Below are 19,774 nucleotides of genomic sequence, written 5' to 3' on the forward strand. Positions count from 1 at the left end.
CACGGCAAGCCGGGACAGATCGTCGAGATTGGYYTGCGACATGTCCCCCGCCTTTTCTGGCGGCTCTGGGTGAAAGCTTCCCCGAAGCTTCAGTGACGGTCGACTGGTTCCATGTCGTGCAGTTGTTTACCAGGGCCGTCGACGACGTGCGCAAGGCCGAGGCGCGGTTGGTCAAAATGCCGTCCGCCGTTCGTTGGGCCGTGCTCAAGGCCAGGGAACGCAACCTCACGCAAAAGCAGGCTGTCGCCCTGGCCGAACTGGAGGCCGGCGGTCTGCTGACCGCCGTCGCCTGGCAGATCAAGGAGAAGCTCCGCTGGGTCCGTATCGCGCCGACGCTCCAGGCCGCCCGCTGGCGACTGTCCCATTTCATCCGTCACGCCCGCAAAAAAGTCAGTCTCGGCCCAATGCTGGATCCGGTTCTCACCGCCATCAAAACCGTCGAAAAGCAGAAGGAACGCATCCTTCGCCGCTGGGCTTCAACCTACAGCAACGCCCGCATGGAAGCCCTCAACGGAATCTTCAAGGCCGCCCGCGCCAGAGCCCGCGGTTACCGAAACGCCCAAACCTTCATCACCATGATCTATCTGATCGCTGCGCCGCTCAGCGAATTATTCAAATCCACTTGAAACGTCGAGGAGCCTGCTTTAATTGTCAATATCATAGAGCACGGCATCCGGTCCGGGAGGATCGGAAGGCGCTCTAGCGGAGATGCTGCCCATGACCACCCGACGTCGCATCGTGCCCGATCACAACCTGAAGGGAATCCGGCGCTATGACGCGCCGGCCGGCGGCTGGGGCGCGCTGCGCGCCACCGCCAAGGCGATCCGCACCCAGATGGATGCCGGCGACGCCGCCCGCCTGCTGCTGCGCACCAACAAGCCCACCGGGTTCGACTGCCCCGGCTGCGCCTGGCCGGACAAGGAACACACCTCGACCTTCCAGTTCTGCGAGAACGGCGCCAAGGCGGTGACCTGGGAAGCGACGCGCAAGCGCGTCGGCCCCGATTTCTTCGCCGCCCACACGGTCAGCGAGTTGCTCGGCTGGTCGGACCACGCGCTGGAGGATGCCGGGCGGCTCACCCACCCGCTGGCCTACGACCATGAGAGCGACACCTATCGCGAGATCGGCTGGGACGACGCCTTCGCCCGCATCGGCGCGGTGCTGCGCGCCCTGCCCGACCCCGACATGGTCGAGTTCTACACCTCCGGCCGCGCCTCGAACGAGGCGGCGTTCCTCTACCAGCTCTTCGCCCGCGAATACGGCACCAACAATTTCCCCGACTGCTCGAACATGTGCCACGAGGCCACCAGCGTCGGGCTGCCGCAGTCGATCGGGTTCGGCAAGGGCACCGTCTCGCTCGACGATTTCGACCATTGCGACCTGATCATCGCGATGGGCCACAATCCCGGCACCAACCATCCGCGGATGATGGGCACGCTGCACGAGGTCGCGCGCCGCGGGGTGCCGATCATCGTGTTCAACCCGATGCGCGAGCGGGCGCTGGAACGCTTCGCCGACCCGCAGAACGCGGTCGAGATGGCGACGCGGGGGGCGACGCCGATCGCCTCGACCTACCTGAAGGTGCGGGTCGGCGGCGATGCCGCCGCACTCTCGGGCATCATGAAGGCGCTGCTCGAACTCGACGCCGAGGCGGGGCCGGAGGCCGGCATCCTCGATCGGGCGTTCATCGCGGCGCACACGAACGGGTTCGAGGATCTCGCCGCCGACCTGCGGGCGACGCCGTGGGAGCGGATCGAGGCGGCGAGCGGGCTCTCGCGCGCCGATCTCGCCACCGTGGCCGGGCATTACGCGCGGGCGAAATCGACCATCGTCACCTACGGTATGGGCATCACCCAGCACGCGACCGGCACGCAGAATGTGCGGCAGATCGCCAACCTGCTGCTGCTGCGCGGGAATTTCGGCCGGCCGGGTGCCGGGATCTGCCCGCTGCGGGGCCATTCCAACGTGCAGGGCGACCGCACCGTGGGGATCACCGAGAAGCCGGGCGAGGCGATGCTGGAGCGGATCGCGCAGCGCTTCGGCTTCACCCCGCCGCGCGCCCACGGGCATGACGCGGTCGCTGCGATGGAGGCGATGCTGCGCGGCGACTCCCGCGCGCTGATCGCCCTCGGCGGCAACCTCGCCATCGCCATGCCGGATACCGAGGCCTGCGCCGCGGCGATGCGGCGGCTCGACCTCGCCGTGCATGTCGCCACCAAGCTCAACCGCTCGCACCTGCTGATCGGCCGGGAATCGATCATCCTGCCCTGCCTCGGCCGCACCGAGGAGGATATCCAGGAGAGCGGGCCGCAGGTCATCACCGTCGAGGACTCGATGTCGATGGTGCATGCCTCGGCCGGCAAGCTCGCGCCGGCCTCGAAGCTGCTGCGCTCGGAGCCGGCGATCGTCGCCGGCATCGCCATGGCCACCCTGCCCCGCAGCACCGTGCCCTGGCGCGAGATGGTGGCCGATTACGCCCTGATCCGCGACGCGATCGAGGCGGTGTTCCCCGAATTCGCCGATTTCAACGCGCGGATCGCCGTGCCGGGCGGCTTCCGCCTGCCGATCCCGCCGGCCGAGCGCGTCTGGCGCACCGCCTCGGGCCGCGCCGAGTTCATGCCGCCGGCCGGTGCCGGCGCGGCGCAGGCCCCCCTGCTGCTGACCACGATCCGCAGCCATGACCAGTACAACACCACGATCTACGGGATGGACGACCGCTATCGCGGCGTGTTCGGCCGGCGCGACGTCGTGTTCATGAACCGCGCGGACATGGCGCGGCTCGGCATCGAGCATGGCGGGCGGATCGACGTCGCCCATGCCGAGGACGGGGCGCATCGCCTCGCCGGGTTCACCGCCATCGAATACGACATCGCGGAAGGCTCGGTCGCCGCCTATTACCCGGAGGCCAACGTGCTGATGCCGCTGGCCCGGCACGACCGGCAGAGCGGCACGCCGACCTACAAGTCGGTGCCGGTGACGGTGGCGCCGCTCGCCGCCGGGGAATAGCGGGGCCTCGCTGTCCGGTCGGGTGGACCCATCCGGCCGGAACGTCCCCGAGGCTCAGCCGCGCTTCGGATAGGCGCGGCTGCGTTCGGCGAGATCGCCGCTCATCCCGGCATCCGGCGCGTCGTCGGCGATTTCGGCGACTTTCCGCGCCAGCACCCAGGTGCCGACATAGCCGGCGTGACGGGTGATCTCCATGTCCGCCGCCGCGCGGCCGGGGAACAGCCGCACCAGGCTGACCGGGCTGCGCATGCCGGCATCGACGATCTCGAAGCCGCGCGCCGGGCCGAACAGGATCCGCATCGCCTCGTCCGAGTAGCGCCAGAAATCGTTCGGCGTCTCGTGCAGGGGAAAGGTTTGGTGGGTGATGTGGAAGGTCAGGCCGCCCGGGGTAAGGGCGCGGTTGATCTCGGCGGCGACGCGCCAGGGCTCGGCGATGTGTTCCATCACCGCGACCGAGAAGATGCCCTCGAAGGCGGCCCGGCCGGTCGCCGCCGTCAGGGAGTGCGCGTCGGCCACGAGGTCCACGCCCGGCGCGGGATGAATGTCGCAGCCGACATAATGGCAGTCCGGTTCGAAATCGCGGGCCCGCGCATAGGCACCGGGGCTGACGAGGCGGGCGCCGATTTCCAGCACCCGGCCGCGCCGTTGCCGGAGTTCGTCGATGAAGGGCCGGATCACCAGCGGCGAGGGCGGCGGCGGCGGCAGCGGCGGCGGTTCGAGCGGGATCGAGACGTCGCCGGCATCGGTCGCGATCTCGAGGCTGGCGGGCTGGAAAGGCGGAGCCTCGAGGTAGAGGCTGAAGCCGCTGTCGCCGATCTCGGGATAATGCGACTGCACGTCCGGGCGTGGCGCCGGCGGCACCGGATCGGTGCGGCGGTCGCCGACGCGCAGCGCGACCGCGCGCACCTTCACCGCATGGGCATGGATCCAGCCGCAGACAAACACGCCGCAGCGGTCGCACCAGAAATGCTCGATCGCGTGGACGATCGGGAATGGCGGCGCCGGCGGCCGCCGCAGGGCGGCGAGCTCGGCTTCGAGTGCGGCGACCCGGTTGTGCAGCGCGCCCTCCCGCGCGGCGATGCGGGCGAGCGGCGGGAAGCGGAGCAGCGCCCGCTTCCAGGCCGGCAGCATCACGCCACCTTGCGACGCCGCCCGGCGCTCCGCGCCGCCGGCTTCGGCAACAGGGGCGCGAGGAAGCTCGCGGTATGAGACCGCTCGTTCGTCACGACCTCTTCCGGCGTGCCGGCAGCGACGATCTCGCCGCCGCCATCCCCGCCCTCGGGGCCGAGATCGATGATCCAGTCGGCGGTCTTGATCACTTCCAGATTGTGCTCGATCACGATCACGGTATTGCCGGCATCCACCAGCGCATGGAGAACCTCCAGCAATTTCCTGACATCCTCGAAATGCAGGCCGGTTGTCGGCTCGTCGAGGATGTAGAGCGTGCGGCCGGTGGCGCGGCGGGCGAGTTCCTTGGCGAGCTTGATCCGCTGCGCCTCGCCGCCGGAAAGGGTCGTGGCCGCCTGGCCGAGCTTGATATAGCCGAGCCCGACCTTGCCGAGCAGTTCGAGCCGGTCGCGGATGCGGGGTTGGGCGGAGAAATAGCCCATCGCCTCGTCGACATTCATGTCGAGCACATCGGCGATGGATTTCTCCCGGAAGCGGATTTCCAGCGTTTCGCGATTGTAACGTTTTCCCTTGCAGGTGTCGCAGGTGACGAAGACGTCGGGCAGGAAGTGCATCTCGATCTTCAGCACCCCGTCGCCCTGGCAGGCTTCGCAGCGCCCGCCCTTGACGTTGAAGGAGAAGCGGCCGGACTTGTAGCCGCGCGCGCGGCTTTCGGGCAGTTCGGCGAACCAGTCGCGGATCGGGGCGAACAGGTCGGTATAGGTCGCGGGGTTGGAGCGCGGGGTGCGGCCGATCGGCGACTGGTCGATCTCGATGATCTTGTCGAGCAGGTCGAGCCCGTCGAGCCGCTCGAACGGCGCGGGCACCTGCCCCGAGCCCATCAGCCGGCGGGAGACCGCCTTGTAGAGCGTGTCGATCACCAGGGTGGACTTGCCGCCGCCGGAGACGCCGGTGATGGCGGTGAACACGCCGAGGGGGAATTCGCCGGTGACGGTCTTGAGATTGTTGCCGCGGGCGCCGACGAGTTTCAGCATCCGCGCGGGATCGACCGGCCGGCGCCGTTCCGGAACCGCAATGGAACGTCGCCCGGAGAGATAGTCGCCGGTGAGCGAGCGCGGATTGGCGGCGATGTCCGCGACGGTGCCCTCGGCGACCAGCTCGCCGCCATGCACGCCGGCGCGCGGGCCGATATCGATCACGTGGTCGGCGCTGCGGATCGCATCCTCGTCATGCTCGACGACCAGCACCGTGTTGCCGAGATCGCGCAGCCGGCGCAGCGTGCCCAATAACCGTTCGTTATCGCGCTGATGCAGGCCGATCGAGGGTTCGTCGAGAACGTAGAGCACGCCCGTCAGGCCGGAGCCGATCTGGCTGGCGAGGCGGATGCGCTGGCTTTCCCCGCCCGACAGCGTGGCCGAGCTGCGGGCGAGCGAGAGATAGTCGAGCCCGACATCGACGAGGAATTGCAGCCGCTCGTTGATCTCGCGGAGGATGCGGCGGGCGATGTCCTGGCGCTGCGGGGTCAGCGTGTCGAGCACGGTGGCGAACCAGTCGCGCGCCTCGCGGATCGAAAGATCCGAGGCCTCGGCGATGTTTTTCCCGGCAACCCGGACGGCCAGCGCCTCGTCGCGCAGGCGCGCGCCCTGGCAGCGCCGGCAGGGCTGCTCGGCCTGGTAGCGCGCCAGCTCCTCGCGCACCCACACGCTGTCGGTCTCGCGCATCCGGCGTTCGAGATTGCGCACCACCCCCTCGAACGGGCGGGTGACGGTATAGGCGCGCACCCCGTCCTTGTAGGAAAAGTCGATCTCCGTCTTGCCGGCGCCGAACAGGATCGCCTCGCGAACCGTCTCGGGCAGGTCTTCCCAGGGTGTGGTCAGCTTCACCCGGAAATGCTTCGCGAGGCAGGCCAGCGTCTGGTCGTAATAGGGCGACTGCGCGTTGGCCCAGGGGGCGATGGCCTGGTCGGCGAGCGAGCGGCGCTCGTCGGGCACGATCAGCGCGGGGTCGAACACGGTCTCGGTGCCGAGCCCGGCGCATTCGGGGCAGGCGCCGTGCGGCGAGTTGAAGCTGAACAGGCGCGGCTCGATCTCCTCGATCGTGAAGCCGGAGACCGGGCAGGCGAAGCGGGCGGAAAACACCGTGCGCTCCCCTGTGTCGGCGTTCTCGGCATAGGCGATGCCATCCGAAAGGGCGAGCGCGGTTTCGAAGGAATCGGCAAGCCGCTGTTCCGCGCCCTCGCGCACGACGATGCGGTCCACCACCGCCTCGATCTCGTGCTTGATCTTCTTGTTGAGCGCCGGCACCTCGGCAATCTCGTAGAGCTTGCCGTCCACCTTCACGCGGGTGAAGCCGCGGCGCTGCAATTCGGCGAGTTCCTTGCGGTATTCGCCCTTGCGGTCGCGCACCACCGGGGCGAGCAGCAGCAGGCGGGTGCCGGGCGCCATCGCCATCACCCGGTCGACCATCTGGCTCACCGTCTGCGCCTCGATCGGCAGGCCGGTCGCCGGCGAATAGGGCACGCCGGCGCGGGCCCAGAGCAGGCGCATGTAGTCGTGGATTTCGGTAACGGTGCCAACCGTGGAGCGCGGGTTGCGCGAGGTCGTCTTCTGCTCGATCGAGATCGCCGGCGAGAGGCCCTCGATACTGTCCACATCCGGCTTGCCCATCAGTTCGAGGAACTGCCGCGCATAGGCGGACAGGCTCTCGACATAGCGGCGCTGCCCCTCGGCATAGATCGTGTCGAAGGCGAGCGAGGACTTGCCGGAGCCGGACAGCCCGGTGATCACGGTGAGCTGGTCGCGCGGGATGCGGACGTCGATGTTCTTCAGATTGTGCTCACGCGCGCCGCGCACGGTGATGTAGCCCGACCCTGCCATAGCCATGTTCCCGAAATGTCCCCGCGACGATATGGCCCCGTCCGCGCATGCTGGAAAGGGGGTGGAGGCAGATGCGCGCCCGGCGGACGCATGATGGACAGGCGCGCGCATCGTCAAGAGGCGGGTTCATGGGCGGGCCGTGGCAGTTCTGGATCGATCGCGGCGGCACCTTCACCCGCATCGTCGGCTTCGACATGGGCGGAACCTCGACCGATGTCGCGCTCTGCGACGGCGCCTATGCCCGTTCCTTCGAGACCGAGATCGCCGGTGTGCGCCTGCGGGTGCCGATGCTCGCGACCAGGTCGAACTCGCGGCCGGCGGCGCGATCGTATCGAAACGCCGGGCGGCGGCTACGGCGCCTGAACCTCAGGCGCGGGCGGCGCGCTGCGCGAGCCCCAGCAGCATCTGCCGCACGATCGCCTCGGGCACCGCCCCGGTGCGCTTGCAGTCCGCCTCGGCGCGCAGGCCCCGTTCGATCGCCGCCATGATCGCCGGCTCCCGCCAGCGCGCCACCGCCTTCATCACGACCGGCTGGCGCTTGAAGAACACCGGCGGCCGGCGCGCCGCAACGGCATCGCGCGGGCTCGCGCCGCCGGCGACCGCGTCGGCCATCAGCCGCAACCCGGCGAGTTCGCCGAGGAGCACGCGGATCACCGCGACCGGCGCAGCACCTTCCTCCAGCGCCAGCCCGATCGCGTGGTCCGCCGCCTTCACGTCGCCGGCCAGGGCGGCATCGATCGCATCCTGCATTGAGGCCGAGCCCTGATCATCGAGCACCGCCTCGACCGCCTCGATATCCACCGCGCCGTTCGGCCCGGCATAGAGGGCGAGCCGTTCCGCCGCGTCGCGCAGCGCCCCGGTCTCGCCGCCGAGCCGGCTCGCGGCGAGGGCGAGCGCCTCGCGGCCGATGCCCACGCCGGCCGCCCGCAGCGCCGCCTCGAGCGCCGGGCCGCGGGCCGCGCCATCCGGCAGGTAGCAGGCGATGGCCGCCGCCTCCGCGTGTTTTTCCGCCAGGGCGCGGAGTTTCGACCGCCCCGGCAGATCACCGCCGATGGCGACGATGAGGGCATCGCCCTTCCCCTCCAGCGCGGCCTCGACGGGTGCCACCTGCCGGTCGCCGGCATCGCGCAGCAGCACCACCCGGCGGCCGCCGCCGAAGGCCTGCGCCCCGGCTTCCTCGGGCAGGCGCTCGGCGGTGTCGGCATCGAGTTCGGTGAGCCGGAACGGATCGTCGAGCGATCCCGCGACCAGCTTCGCCAGCCGGCGCGCCCGTTCGGCAACCAGCGAGGTGTCGGGTCCGTAGACAAGAACGAACCGCGCGCGGCCCGGATCGGCGAGGAATGTCTCGACGTGGCGGGCGTCGATCTTCACCGGCTTACCCCCGGTCGGGGTGATTGCGGAAATAGACCGCGAGCTGCTGGGTGATCTGCCGGGCGAGCCGCTTCGCGAAGCGATGGCGCAGCACGCCCTGATCCAGGGTGCCCGCGAAGTTCTGGTTGTCGATGTTGTCGATCGCATCCATCGCCTGCGTCGAGCCGCGGGCGATGATCCGGCTCCGGTCGCCTTCGGGCGTCAGCGTCCATTGCGCGGTGGCGATGTAGCGGTTTCGGGTGTTCGAGCTGTCCGGCTGCACGCCCACGATCTGCACGTTCCAGCCATAGTCGACCGCGAGATGGTAGCGATAGAAGGACGGCGCGCCGGCGCGCTGCAACTCGGCTTCGAGCGCCTGGCGCAGCAACTGCCCCTGCCGGTCCGGCAGCAGGCCGACATCGATCTCGTCGAGCTGCGAGACGACGGCGGTTCCCGCCTGGCCGCCGCCATAAAGCGGGCGGAACCCGCACCCCGCGAGCGCGAGCAGGCCCGCGAGGGGCAGGATCTTAAGGACGGACGACAAAGTTCACGATCCGGTCGGGAACGTGGATGCGCTTGACGATCGTCGCCCCTTCCAGAAGTTGCGCGATGCGCGGCTCGGCCATCGCCGCCGCGATGGCGGTTTCGGCGTCCGCCCCCGGCGGCAGCTCGATCGTGCCGCGCAGCTTGCCCATGATCTGCACCGCAAGCGTCACCGAATCGCGCTTGAGCAGCTCCGGCTCGGCGACCGGCCAGGGCTGGTTGACGACCAGCCCGGCCTCCGGCGAGACCTGCGCGTTCGCCTCTTCCGCGACATGCGGGATGATCGGCGCGGCGAGGCGGATCAGCGCCGACATCGCCTCCCGCCGCGCCGCCGGCAGCCCCGGCGCATCCCGCCCCTCGGTCTCGGCGATGGCGTTCGCCAGCTCGTAGAGCCGGGCGATGGCGACGTTGAAGGCGAAACCGTCGATCGCCTCGGTCACCGCGGCGATGGTGCGATGCGTCGCCTGCCGCAGCTTGCGGGCCTCGCCCTCGGCGCGCTCCAGCGCCACGTCGTCGGCCCGGTCGGCAGCGACGCTGCGGGCGAGACGATACAGCCGCTGGACATAGCGGAACGCGCCCTGCGCCCCCGCCTCGGTCCATTCCACGTCGCGCTCCGGCGGATTGTCCGACAGCACGAACCACCGCGCGGTGTCGGCGCCGAAGCGGGCGATCACGGCCGAGGGATCGACCGTGTTGCGCTTCGATTTCGACATCTTCTCGATCGGCCCGACGATCACCTTGCGGCCATCCAGCGTCGTCGCGTGATCGGCGTGGCGGATCACCTCCTCGGGGTAGAGCCACTTGCCGTCCTCGGTGCGGTAGCTCTCATGCGTGAGCATGCCCTGGGTGAACAGGCCGGCGAAGGGCTCGGCGACGCCGACCTGGCCGAGCCGGTGCATCGCCCGGGTGAAGAAGCGGGCGTACAGCAGGTGCAGGATCGCGTGCTCGATGCCGCCGATATAGTGATCGACCGGCATCCAGTGCGAGGTCGCCGCCGGATCGGCCGGCACGGGCGCGTGCGGGGCGCAGAACCTGGCGAAATACCACGAGGAATCGACGAAGGTGTCGAACGTGTCGGTCTCGCGCTGGGCGGCCGCGCCGCATTGCGGACAGGCGACGTGCTTCCAGCTCGGGTGATGGTCGAGCGCGTTGCCCGGCCGGTCGAACGGCAGGTCGTCCGGCAGTCGCACCGGCAGGTCCTTTTCCGGCACGGGAACGGTGCCGCAGACCTCGCAATGGATCATCGGGATCGGGCAGCCCCAGGCGCGCTGGCGCGACACGCCCCAGTCGCGCAGGCGCCAGTTGACCACGCCCTTGCCGGCGCCGCGCGATTCGAGCTCGGCGATGGCGCGGGACTTCGCCGCCGCGACGTCGAGCCCGTCGAGGAAGCCGGAATTGACGATCACGCCATCGCCGGTGAAGGCGACATCCCCCACCGCGAGGCCCGGATCGTCCTTCGGCGCGACGACGACGGTGACGTCCAGCCCGTATTTGCGGGCGAAATCGAGGTCGCGCTGGTCATGCGCCGGGCAGCCGAAAATCGCGCCCGTGCCGTAGTCCATCAGCACGAAATTGGCGATCCAGACCGGGTGGGTCCGCGACGGATCGAAGGGGTGGACGACGCGCAGCCCGGTATCGAACCCGCGCTTCTCGGCCGCCTCGATCGCGGCTTCGGAGGTGCCAGCGCTCTGGCACTCGGCGATGAAGGCGGCGGCCTCGGGATTGGCCGCGGCAACGGCGGTGGCGAGCGGATGATCCGGCGCCAGGGCGACGAAGCTCATCCCGAACAGCGTGTCCGGCCGCGTGGAATAGACCGGCACGCTCTCGATCCCGCCGCACGGCGCCGCCAGCCGGATGGTGAATTCCGCGCCCTCGGAGCGGCCGATCCAGTTGCGCTGCATGGTCCGCACCCGCTCGGGCCAGTTCTCCAGCGTGTCGAGCCCGGCGAGCAGGTCCGCGGCGAAATCGGTGATGCGGAAGAACCACTGGCGCAGCTTGCGCTTTTCCACCGGCGCGCCGGATTTCCAGCCCCGCCCGTCGATCACCTGCTCGTTGGCGAGCACGGTCATGTCGACCGGGTCCCAGTTCACCGCCGACTCGCGCCGATAGGCCAGGCCGGCGCGCCAGAGGTCGAGGAACAGCTTCTGCTGGTGCCCGTAATATTCCGGGTCGCAGGTGGCGAATTCGCGCGACCAGTCGACCGAGAGGCCGACGCGCTTCAGGTCGGCCTTCATCGCCGCGATGTTGTCGCGCGTCCATTTGGCGGGATCGACATTGCGCTCCCGCGCCGCGTTCTCGGCCGGCAGGCCGAACGCGTCCCAGCCCATCGGGTGCAGCACGTCATAGCCCTGGGCCCGCCGCGCGCGGGCGATCACGTCGCCGATCGCGTAGTTCCGCACATGGCCCATATGGATCTTCCCCGACGGGTAGGGGAACATCTCCAGCACGTAGCATTTCCGCCGGCCGCCCTGCGGCGCGTCGGCGGTGGCGAAGCAGTTCCGCGCCTCCCACGCCGCCTGCCAGCGCGCCTCGGCGGCGGTGAAATCATAGGCGGAGGCGTCGTGCGTGGTCTGGTCCATGGTCTCAGCCGTTCAGCTGCCCCGCCGCCTTCAGCTGGGCGGCGCGGGCGAGGATGCGATCCTCGAGGCCGTTGGCAACCGCGGGGTCGACCGGCTGGTCGACCCAGGCGCCGCCCTGGCGATCCTGCTCGAAGACCGAAACCTTCAGGTTGTTGGCGGTCAGCGTGGTGCCGAGCACATAGGCGGACACCTTGAAGCGCCGGTCCGGCTTGGCCGGCGGCGAATACCAGTCGGTCACGATCACGCCGGCGAAGGGGTCCGCCGAGGCCAGCGGCATGAAGCTGAGCGTGACGAGCGAGGCGCGCCAGAGATAGGCATTGACCGCCACACCGGTCTGCTCCGCGTGGCTCTTGCCGCCGAACGTGAACAGCGTGCCGAGCCCGCCATTGCCGCTGGAGGCCATCGCCTGCGGGGTTCGATAGGTTTCCATGTTCGGCAGGTTGGGCTGCTTCGCGTTGCTGCACGCCACGAGCGCGAGCGCGGAGCCCAGCGCCGCGGCTTTCAGAGCAGGCCGGAGGAAGTTGTTCGGGCAGGTCATGTCTGGAAAGCGCACATTCGTCTCCGCAGTTCGGACCGGAGGATCCGGCCGGCAACGATGGTCTTTAACCTTGCCGCGCGGCCGCGCCAAGGCCCGCGCGGCCCTCAAGGCCGCCAAACAACGCCCTCAAGGCCGCCAGGCGACGCGGCCACGAAGGCCGCCAGGCGACAACCGCCACGCGGCACCGGCAAATGAAAAGGGCGGCGGATCGCTCCGCCGCCCCACCTGAACACCTTTCGGGTCAGATTACCACTTCAGAGCGGCACCGAGGCTGAACGCCTGGGACTGCACGTTGTCGTAGCCGGTCGCGACAGTCGCGCTGTTCGAGATGAAGTTGTAGCCGGCCTGGTGACGGTGACCATAGAGATAGGTCGCATACAGGCCGAGGTTCTTGCTGAGGGCGTAGTTCGCGCCGACAGCGATGCCGTAGTTGGTCGCGGTGCGGCCATAGCTCGAACCGAGCGTGTAGGCACCGGCGGACTGCTGGTTGAAGTAGTAGGCGCCGACCGTGTAGGGGCCGAAATCGTAGATGCCGGTCACTTCATAGAAGAGCAGGTCGCGCTGGCCCGGCAGCAGGAAGGTGTAGCCATCGTTCACCTGACCGGTCTTGACGTTCGCGCCCAGCGTGAACCCGGCATACTTCACCTGGCCCGAGAACTCGGCGATGCCCATCGACTTGTAGCCGTTGAAGGTATAGCCGGTCGCGGTCACGCCGCCCGAGCTGACGCCGATCGGCGCCGCATGCAGGTAGTCGACGGCCAGCGTCACGCCCGTGCCGCTGAACTCGCTCGAATACTCGAGACCGCCCGTGACGGTGTTCTTGCGGCGCGCATTGCCGGCACCGCCAGCGGCGCTGGACAGCGTCGCGCAGTCGGTGGTCAGGCTGCAGCTCTCGCCTTCCTTGAAGCCGTTCGAGTTCGGCTCGAAGTCGAAGCCGGCCTTGAAGCCAGCGACGTCAGGCGAGATGTACACGATCTTGTTGGTCGTGTAGAGCACGCCGGACGAGGTGAAGAGGCCCGACGGATGATCCTGGTTCGGCACCGAGGAGCCGACGCCGCCGTCAGAATTCCACAGGTTGCCGTCGCCGAAATTGTAGTATTCGCCGGTCGACAGCAGCCACCAGATGCCGTCGGTCTGGCCGAAGCGGACGAAGCCGGTCTGCGGCGTGCCGATATAGGCATAGGCGCGGCGGATCGCGAGGCCGGTCACACCGCTCGTGCCGGCGGTCGATTCGTGGATGCCGACGCCAGCGGAGCTATAGGTGGTGCGGAGCTCGGCCGCGACACCGTATTCGATGCCGTTCTCGGTGGTGGCGTCGAAGCCCGGATACAGGCGGAGGAAGCCGGCCATGCCGATCGGGTTCAGCTTGTTGCCGCCCTGGACGTTGTCACCCGTCGCGCCGATCATGTTGATCTGGTCGTTCAACAGGCCGTTCAGGTGGACGACGATCTGACCCGGAGCGGGGGCCTTGGCAGCCTGGGCGTGAGCGGCACCGGACGCGGCGACCATCAAGCCGAGCGATGCGGCAGACGCCAGAAGATACTTGCGCATTCAAACCTCCATGTTGCCGGTCAGACCGGCGTGAATTCTTTGCCGCCTGTGCCGCTTCAAGGCCCGAAAGCCGTCGCGGCGAGGCGTCAGACAGGCGGATAAAAGGCATTTCAGTCTCAGGAAGCAACATCCGAAAGCGCCGGTGAAGGCTATTTGGCTGCGCTGTGGTATCAACGCCACACTGTATGACACTGATTTGACAAAGCCCCGATCGCCGCAACACCGCGGCAGGCCGGGCCAAGCGCCCGCATCCGCCGCCCCTCGATGCCGCCAAGGGCCACCACCTGAACCCCGCCGGCCAGCCGCGCCAGCGCCGCCCAGCGCACCGGCCCGAGGGCGGGCGCCCCCGGATGGCTCGCCGTCGGGAAGGCCGGCGAGAGAAACACCAGCCCGGCGCCGGCCCGGCGCGCGCGCACCAGCTCCTGCCGGCCATGCGCCGAGGCGGTCACCAGACCCGGCTTGCGGCCCGGCACAACCCTGCCCCGCCGCAGGTGCAGCCCGGCGTGCAGACGGGCCGCCAGCCGCGCATCGCCGGCGACCACGAGGGCGATTCGCCGGCGCCGGCAGAGCTTCGCCACCGCCGCCGCGAGCGCGGCCCGGTCCGGCGCCGCATCGTCGCGCAGCACCACGCCGGAGAGTCCCGGCGGCAGGCGGGCGATCGCGCCGAGCGGGTCGGGCAATCGGGCCCGATCGGTGAACAGCCAGAGCGTGGGGTGGCGGCAGCGACGGCGCCGCTTGACCGCCCGTGCCGCCGCGATCAGTTGTTCATCCATGAGCGAATTCAGCCCCGAGACGATCAGGCCCGCCCTCGATTCCATCCGCGCGCGCATCGCCACGGCCGCGCAGGGACGCGCGGTCACGCTCATCGCGGTGTCGAAAACCAAGCCGGTCGCGGCGATCGAGGCGGCACTCGCCGCCGGGCAACTCGTGTTCGGCGAGAACCGGGTGCAGGAGGCGGCGGCGAAGTTCCCGCTCCTGCGCGCGGCGCATCCGGGCCTCGTGCTGCACCTGATCGGGCCGTTGCAGACCAACAAGGCGCGCGAGGCGGTGGCGCTGTTCGACTGCATCGATTCGCTCGACCGGCCGAAACTCGCCGATGCGCTGGCGGCCGCCGCCGAGCGCGCCGGGCGGATGCCGCGGCTGCTGGTGCAGGTGAATGTCGGCGACGAGCCGCAGAAGGCCGGGGTGAGCCTTGCGGAGGCGGATGGCTTCATCCGCGCGATGCGCGCCCGGTTCGGCGAGCGGTTGCAGGGGCTGATGGCGATTCCCCCGCTTGGCGAGGACCCCGCGCCGCATTTCGGCACCCTCGTCGCCATGGCCGACACGCACGGGCTGCCGGTGCGCTCGATCGGCATGTCCGACGATTTCGAGACCGCGATCGCCTGCGGGGCGACCGAGGTGCGCGTCGGCTCGGCGCTGTTCGGCGCCCGCCACGCGCCTCAGTAGCCTCTCGCGAAATCGACCAGCGTGGCCGGGACGCGCCCGGCGGCGAGCGCCCGCAGCGCGGCAAAGAAGCTGGCCAGCGTCGCCGCGTTGTAGCGCGCCGGATCATCCGACGAGATATGCGGCGTCATGACCAGGTTCGGCGTGTCCCACACCGGATCGTCCGGCGGCACCGGCTCGGTCGTGAACACGTCGAGCACCGCGCCGGCGATGCTGCCCGCACGCAGCGCAGCGCAGAGTGCCGGCTGATCCACCAGCGCGCCGCGGCCCATGTTGATCACCCCGGCATGCGGCGGCAGCAGCGCCAGCCGCCGCGCATCGAGCAGGTTGCGCGTCGCCGCGGTGAGCGGGCAGGTCAGCAGCAGGAAATCGGTGTGCGGCAGGATCAGGTCGAGATCGCCGACCGGCCGCGTCGCGTCGCAATCGGGGTGCGGCGCGGCGCCGTTGCGCACGCCGGTGACATGGATGCCGAACTGCCGCGCCCGCCGCGCCGCGCCGCCGCCGAGCCCGCCGACGCCGACGATCGTCGCCCGCATGCCGGCCACCGTGCCGGAGGACCGGCGCTGCCAGCGATGCGCCCGCTGGTCGGTCGCGAAGGCGGGCATGTGGGTGGCCAGCATCAGCATCGCCATGATCGCGAACTCGCCGGCGCGGTCGGCATGCACGCCGCGATTGTTCAGCAGCATCACCCCGTCGGGGATCATGTCGAACGGGGCGAGCGGGTCGACGCCGGCGGAGGTGGACTGGATCAGCCGCAGCTTCGGCGCGATCGAGAGGTCGAGCCGGCGGATCGCGGCGGGGGTGGCGATCAGCGCCTCGATCCCGGGTGCCGCGGCGGCGAACTCCGCCTCGCTCTCGCCCACGGTCAGCGTATGCCCCTCCCCGATCCCGCCGGCCAGCGCGGCGGCCTCGTGAAATTCGGCCGCCGTCAGCTTGAGATAGGGGCTGTCGGCGAATTCCTGGATGTGGATGTGCATGCTTACCCCGGCTGGTGAAATCCGAAATGCAGGACAAGGAAGATCAGCCCGCCGATCAGGAAGCCGACCAGCGTGCCGTTGACGCGGATATATTGCAGGTCCTTGCCGACGCGCAGCTCCAGCCGCTCGGTGATCGTCGCGGCGTCCCAGTTGCCGATCACGCGGCCGATGAACCCGGCGATCTCGGCCTGCGCCCCCGGCAGCAGGCGGGTGACGACCATGCCCGCGCCGGCGGAAATGCGCGCGCGCATGGTGGGATCCCCGGCGAGCAGCGCGCCGAAATTGGCGAGGGCGCCGGCGATCAGCTGCTGCGCGTGCCCGCCCGGCCGCGCCGCGTCCGCCGCGATCGCGGCGCGCAGCCGCGCCCACAGCTCCGCCCCCCAGGCGCGCACGCTCTCATGCCCCACCACCCCGCGCAGCGCGGCGCCGAGTTCGGCGGCGCGTTCGGGGTCCTCGGTGAGGCGGACGATCTCGCGGCGCACCCATTCGTCGAAGGCGGCGCGCAGCTCGGAGCCATCGGGGTCGACGCGCTCCAGCTCGGTATTGAGCGCGGTGACGACGCGCGCGGCGATGTTCGCCCCCACCGCCCAGCCGACCAGCGCGCCGCCCTGCTCGCGCACGCGCTCGCGCACCGCCTGTTTCAGCTCGGCCTCGCGGCTTTGCAGCAGCAGGCGGAGCTGGCCGAGGATGAAGCTGAACACCTCCTGGTGCCGCCCGCTCTCGACCAGCGAGGCCAGCGCGCGGGCGACGAGGCGGCCGGCGGTCGGCCCGCCCGCCATGCGCGGCAGCAGGCGGCCGAGCACCCGCCGCGCCCGGCCATCCTCGACCGAATCGAGCAGGCGCGGCAGCGCCCCGGCGATGGCCTCCGCCAGCGGCGTGGACATCGCCGGATCGGCGAGGAACCGGCCGAGCAGGGCGGGAATGTCGAGACCGGCGAGAAACCGCGTCACATCGGCGCCGGTGAACACGTGGTTGGCGACGAACCGGCCCAGGGCGGCGCCGAGCCGCTCCTTCTGCGCCGGCAGGATGGCGGTGTGCGGAATCGGCAGGCCGAGCGGGTGGCGGAACAGCGCGGTCACGGCGAACCAGTCGGCGATGCCGCCGATCAGCCCGGCCTTGGCGGCATCGCGCAGGAACAGGGCGGCGGGGTCGGGCGGCATGGCGTATCCCGCCGCCATCAGCGCCGCCATCAGCGCCAGCAGCCCGGTCGCGAAGGCACGATGCCGGAAGAGCGAGCGACGGAGCGCGGCTTCAGGGTCGTTTTCGGTCATCGCGTCCATGTGGCCCGATCCGCCGACCCGGGCAAGCCGCGGCGCCGGTTGACGAGAATCAACGACACGCACCGCCCGCGCCGCGCAGAATTCCGCCATGCCGGACGCCAGCGCATTGCTGACCGACCTCTACGAGCTGTCGATGCTCGAAGCCTACGCGGCGCGGGGCATGACCGGCAGCGCGGTGTTCGAGCTGTTCTTCCGCCGCCTGCCGCCCGAGCGCGGCTTCCTGCTCGCCGCCGGGCTGGACCAGGCGGTGACGTTCCTCGAAGGCATGCGTTTCGACGCCGACGACCTCGCCTGGCTGCGCGATACCGGCCGGTTCGCGCCGGGCTTCATCGACAGTCTCGCCGGGTTCCGCTTCACCGGCGATGTCGATGCGGTGCCCGAGGGCACGGCCGTCTTCGCCGACGAGCCGGTGCTGCGGGTCACCGCGCCGCTGCCCGAGGCGCAGTTCGTGGAAACCCGCCTCCTCAACATCGTTCATTTCCAGACCGTCATCGCCTCGAAGGCGGCGCGGATGGTGCTCGCGTCGGGCGGGCGCCAGCTCGTCGATTTCGGGCTGCGCCGCGCCCATGGCGGCGAGGCCGGGCTGTTCGCCGCCCGCGCCGCCTGGCTCGCCGGCTTCGACGCCACCGCCACCGTGCTCGCCGGCCGCCGGTTCGGCATTCCGCTCATGGGCACGATGGCCCATGCCTTCGTCGAGGCGCATGACGGCGAGACCGAGGCCTTCCTCGACTTCGCGCGCACCCGCCCCGCCGGGCTCTGCCTGCTGATCGATACCTACGACACCGAGCGCGGCGCCGCGCGGGTCGCGGCGCTGGCGCCCCGCCTCGCGGCGGAGGGCATCGCGATCGCGGCGGTCAGGCTCGACAGCGGCGATCTCGCCTATCACGCAAGGGCGGTGCGCGGCATTCTCGACGCGGCGGGATGCGGCGCGATCCGGATCTTCGCCAGCGGCGGGCTCGACGAGGCGCGGATCGCGCGCCTCGCCGGCGCGCCGATCGACGGGTTCGGCATCGGCACCGCGCTGACCACCGCGAGCGACGCCCCGGCGCTCGACTGCGCCTACAAGCTGCAGGCCTATGCCGGCCGGCCGCGGCGCAAGCGCAGCGAGGGCAAGGCCACCTGGCCCGGCGCCAAGCAGGTCTGGCGCCGCCTCGCCGCCGACGGAACCATCCTCGGCGATACCGTCGGGCTGCACGACGAACCGCCCACCGGCGCGGCGCTGCTGCGCCCGGTGATGCGCGCCGGCCGGCGCGTCGACCCGGCAACGGCGGATCTCGCCGCCGCCCGGCAGCGGGCCGCCGCCGCGCTCGCCAGCCTGCCCCCGGCGCTGCGCCGGCTCGAACCCGGCACGGTGCCGGTGACGATCAGCCCCGCCATCCGCGCCCTCGCCGCCGCGGCGGACCGCGCGGCGGCCGGTGAACCCTGAGCATGTCGCCGCACCCCGAGGATCAGCGGCGCGTCATCGCCTTCCTCTCCCGCCCGGAGAGCCACGGCCTCGCCACCGGCACGGTGGAGCGGATCGAGACCCATTGCTCGATCGTCTTTCTCGCCGGTCCGCACGCCTTCAAGCTCAAGCGGGCGATCCGCTATTCGGCGCTTGACTACACCACGCCCGCCGCCCGCCGCGCCGCCTGCGAGGCCGAGCTGGTGCTCAACCGCCGCACCGCGCCGACGCTCTATCTCACCGTCCGCGCCATCACCCGCGACGAAAAGGGCCACCTCGCCTTCGATGGTCCGGGTGCCGCGGTCGATCATGTCGTCGTCATGCGGCGCTTCGACCAGTCCGACCTGTTCGACGCGATGGCCGCGCGCGACGCGCTCACGCCGGCGCTGATGCGCGAGCTCGGCGCCGCCATCGCCCGCTTTCATCTCGCCGCCGAATCCCGGCCCGACCACGGCGGCAGCGAGGCGATCGAGCGCGTGATCGCCGCCAACGAGCGCGAACTGGCCCTGACCGCCCGCACGCTCGACGGTGCCGCGGTCGACACGCTGAGCCGCCACGCCCGCGCCACCCTGGCCGGGCTCGCGCCGCTGCTCGACTGGCGGCGATCGAGCGGCCGGGTGCGGCGCTGCCACGGCGATCTGCGGCTCGCCAATATCTGCCTGTTCGGCGGCCGTCCGACGATGTTCGACTGCATCGAGTTCAGCGACGAGATCGGCTGCATCGACCTGCTCTACGACCTTGCCTTCCTGCTGATGGACCTCGAGCTGCGCGGCCGGCGCGACCTCGCCAACGCGGTGTTCAACGCCCATGCGGATGTCGCGCCGGATGCGATGGGGCTGCGCGCCATGCCGCTCTTCCTCGCCCTGCGCGCCGCGACCCGCAGCTACGCGCTGGCCGGCGGCGCGCGGCGCCAGACCGATTCCGCGCGGGCGCTGCTGCTGGCGGCGCAGGCCAGGCGCCATGTCGCCGCCGGCCTCGATTTCCTCGCCCCGGCCCGGCCGCGCGTGATCGCCGTCGGCGGCGGCGGCGCGGACCGGAGCCACCGTGCCGCGGCATGCG

15 protein-coding genes and 1 pseudogene are annotated in these 19,774 nt (G+C 70.5%); 6 read left to right on the forward strand and 10 right to left on the reverse strand.

Annotated elements, in window-relative coordinates:
• Positions 1-92 precede the first annotated feature (92 nt).
• Positions 93-626: a transposase gene (locus RT91_RS11065; RefSeq protein ID WP_051788256.1), complete on the forward strand. Its 534-nt coding sequence runs from the start codon at positions 93-95 to the stop codon at positions 624-626.
• Positions 627-717: 91 nt separating this feature from the next.
• A complete protein-coding gene (locus tag RT91_RS11070) occupies positions 718-3,006 on the forward strand; it encodes an FdhF/YdeP family oxidoreductase (RefSeq protein ID WP_051788258.1) in 2,289 nt (762 codons plus the stop codon).
• A gap of 54 nt (positions 3,007-3,060) precedes the next feature.
• Here the strand turns inward: RT91_RS11070 and RT91_RS11075 are convergent, their stop codons facing one another.
• Together RT91_RS11075 and uvrA are read right to left on the reverse strand one after the other, a co-directional pair.
• The gene (locus tag RT91_RS11075) at positions 3,061-4,137 is read right to left on the reverse strand and encodes a bifunctional 2-polyprenyl-6-hydroxyphenol methylase/3-demethylubiquinol 3-O-methyltransferase UbiG (protein WP_035187313.1); all 1,077 of its coding nucleotides are present in this window, start codon (positions 4,135-4,137) and stop codon (positions 3,061-3,063) included.
• Positions 4,137-7,010, reverse strand: coding sequence for an excinuclease ABC subunit UvrA (uvrA, locus tag RT91_RS11080; RefSeq protein ID WP_007422974.1), 2,874 nt, complete (start codon positions 7,008-7,010; stop codon positions 4,137-4,139). Before uvrA ends, RT91_RS11075 begins: the two co-directional genes overlap by 1 nt.
• Positions 7,011-7,138: 128 nt before the next feature.
• Here uvrA and RT91_RS23040 point away from each other — a divergent pair.
• Positions 7,139-7,300: pseudogene (locus tag RT91_RS23040) on the forward strand (hydantoinase/oxoprolinase family protein); the annotation flags it as partial.
• A gap of 76 nt (positions 7,301-7,376) precedes the next feature.
• Here the strand turns inward: RT91_RS23040 and holA are convergent.
• From holA to RT91_RS11110, 6 genes are all read right to left on the reverse strand, one after another.
• A complete protein-coding gene (gene holA, locus RT91_RS11085) occupies positions 7,377-8,381 on the reverse strand; it encodes a DNA polymerase III subunit delta (RefSeq protein ID WP_012039775.1) in 1,005 nt (334 codons plus the stop codon).
• Positions 8,382-8,385: 4 nt separating this feature from the next.
• Positions 8,386-8,904, reverse strand: coding sequence for an LPS assembly lipoprotein LptE (gene lptE, locus RT91_RS11090; RefSeq protein WP_012039776.1), 519 nt, complete (start codon positions 8,902-8,904; stop codon positions 8,386-8,388).
• On the reverse strand, positions 8,888-11,482 hold the full coding sequence (gene leuS / locus RT91_RS11095; RefSeq protein ID WP_012039777.1) for a leucine--tRNA ligase: 2,595 nt from the start codon (positions 11,480-11,482) through the stop codon (positions 8,888-8,890). Before leuS ends, lptE begins: the two co-directional genes overlap by 17 nt.
• A 4-nt stretch (positions 11,483-11,486) precedes the next feature.
• Entirely contained in the window at positions 11,487-12,035 is a 549-nt protein-coding gene (locus RT91_RS11100; protein WP_007424347.1) for a DUF3576 domain-containing protein, read from the reverse strand.
• Positions 12,036-12,266: 231 nt separating this feature from the next.
• Positions 12,267-13,571 carry a porin gene (locus RT91_RS11105; RefSeq protein ID WP_035187315.1) on the reverse strand — a complete coding sequence of 435 codons (1,305 nt, stop codon included), beginning with the start codon at positions 13,569-13,571 and terminating at the stop codon, positions 12,267-12,269.
• A 170-nt stretch (positions 13,572-13,741) separates the two neighbouring features.
• Positions 13,742-14,344, reverse strand: a complete 603-nt coding sequence (locus tag RT91_RS11110) for a thiamine phosphate synthase (protein WP_035187318.1) — start codon at positions 14,342-14,344, stop codon at positions 13,742-13,744.
• Here RT91_RS11110 and RT91_RS11115 point away from each other — a divergent pair.
• The gene (locus RT91_RS11115; protein WP_035187320.1) at positions 14,343-15,017 is read left to right on the forward strand and encodes a YggS family pyridoxal phosphate-dependent enzyme; all 675 of its coding nucleotides are present in this window, start codon (positions 14,343-14,345) and stop codon (positions 15,015-15,017) included. The genes RT91_RS11110 and RT91_RS11115 overlap by 2 nt on opposite strands.
• On the opposite strand, the gene RT91_RS11120 is transcribed toward RT91_RS11115, so the two are convergent.
• Positions 15,011-15,991 (reverse strand): NAD(P)-dependent oxidoreductase, encoded by a 981-nt coding sequence (locus tag RT91_RS11120; protein ID WP_007424144.1) that lies wholly within the window; start codon positions 15,989-15,991, stop codon positions 15,011-15,013. The genes RT91_RS11115 and RT91_RS11120 overlap by 7 nt on opposite strands.
• 2 nt (positions 15,992-15,993) lie before the next feature.
• Entirely contained in the window at positions 15,994-17,271 is a 1,278-nt protein-coding gene (locus RT91_RS11125; RefSeq protein WP_035187322.1) for a DUF445 domain-containing protein, read from the reverse strand.
• Positions 17,272-17,359: 88 nt separating this feature from the next.
• Here RT91_RS11125 and RT91_RS11130 point away from each other — a divergent pair, with 88 nt between their 5' ends.
• Together RT91_RS11130 and RT91_RS11135 are read left to right on the forward strand one after the other, a co-directional pair.
• Positions 17,360-18,697 (forward strand): nicotinate phosphoribosyltransferase, encoded by a 1,338-nt coding sequence (locus RT91_RS11130; RefSeq protein WP_035187324.1) that lies wholly within the window; start codon positions 17,360-17,362, stop codon positions 18,695-18,697.
• A gap of 2 nt (positions 18,698-18,699) precedes the next feature.
• On the forward strand, positions 18,700-19,774 hold a 1,075-nt coding region (locus RT91_RS11135), incomplete at its 3' end, for a phosphotransferase (RefSeq protein ID WP_035187326.1).

Origin of the sequence: Acidiphilium sp. JA12-A1, from assembly GCF_000724705.2 — a bacterium.
Taxonomy (GTDB): Bacteria; Pseudomonadota; Alphaproteobacteria; order Acetobacterales; family Acetobacteraceae; genus Acidiphilium; species Acidiphilium multivorum.

What these genes read in the sequence shown, in the direction of transcription:
- RT91_RS11105 (WP_035187315.1), bottom strand. Translation starts at nt 13,571, where the DNA reads ATGCGCAAGTATCTTCTGGCGTCTGCCGCATCGCTCGGCTTGATGGTC.
- RT91_RS11125 (WP_035187322.1), bottom strand. Translation starts at nt 17,271, where the DNA reads ATGGACGCGATGACCGAAAACGACCCTGAAGCCGCGCTCCGTCGCTCG.
- RT91_RS11120 (WP_007424144.1), bottom strand. Translation starts at nt 15,991, where the DNA reads ATGCACATCCACATCCAGGAATTCGCCGACAGCCCCTATCTCAAGCTG.
- RT91_RS11075 (WP_035187313.1), bottom strand. Translation starts at nt 4,137, where the DNA reads ATGCTGCCGGCCTGGAAGCGGGCGCTGCTCCGCTTCCCGCCGCTCGCC.
- RT91_RS11130 (WP_035187324.1), top strand. Translation starts at nt 17,360, where the DNA reads ATGCCGGACGCCAGCGCATTGCTGACCGACCTCTACGAGCTGTCGATG.
- RT91_RS11115 (WP_035187320.1), top strand. Translation starts at nt 14,343, where the DNA reads ATGAGCGAATTCAGCCCCGAGACGATCAGGCCCGCCCTCGATTCCATC.
- RT91_RS11070 (WP_051788258.1), top strand. Translation starts at nt 718, where the DNA reads ATGACCACCCGACGTCGCATCGTGCCCGATCACAACCTGAAGGGAATC.
- uvrA (WP_007422974.1), bottom strand. Translation starts at nt 7,010, where the DNA reads ATGGCAGGGTCGGGCTACATCACCGTGCGCGGCGCGCGTGAGCACAAT.
- RT91_RS11110 (WP_035187318.1), bottom strand. Translation starts at nt 14,344, where the DNA reads ATGGATGAACAACTGATCGCGGCGGCACGGGCGGTCAAGCGGCGCCGT.
- leuS (WP_012039777.1), bottom strand. Translation starts at nt 11,482, where the DNA reads ATGGACCAGACCACGCACGACGCCTCCGCCTATGATTTCACCGCCGCC.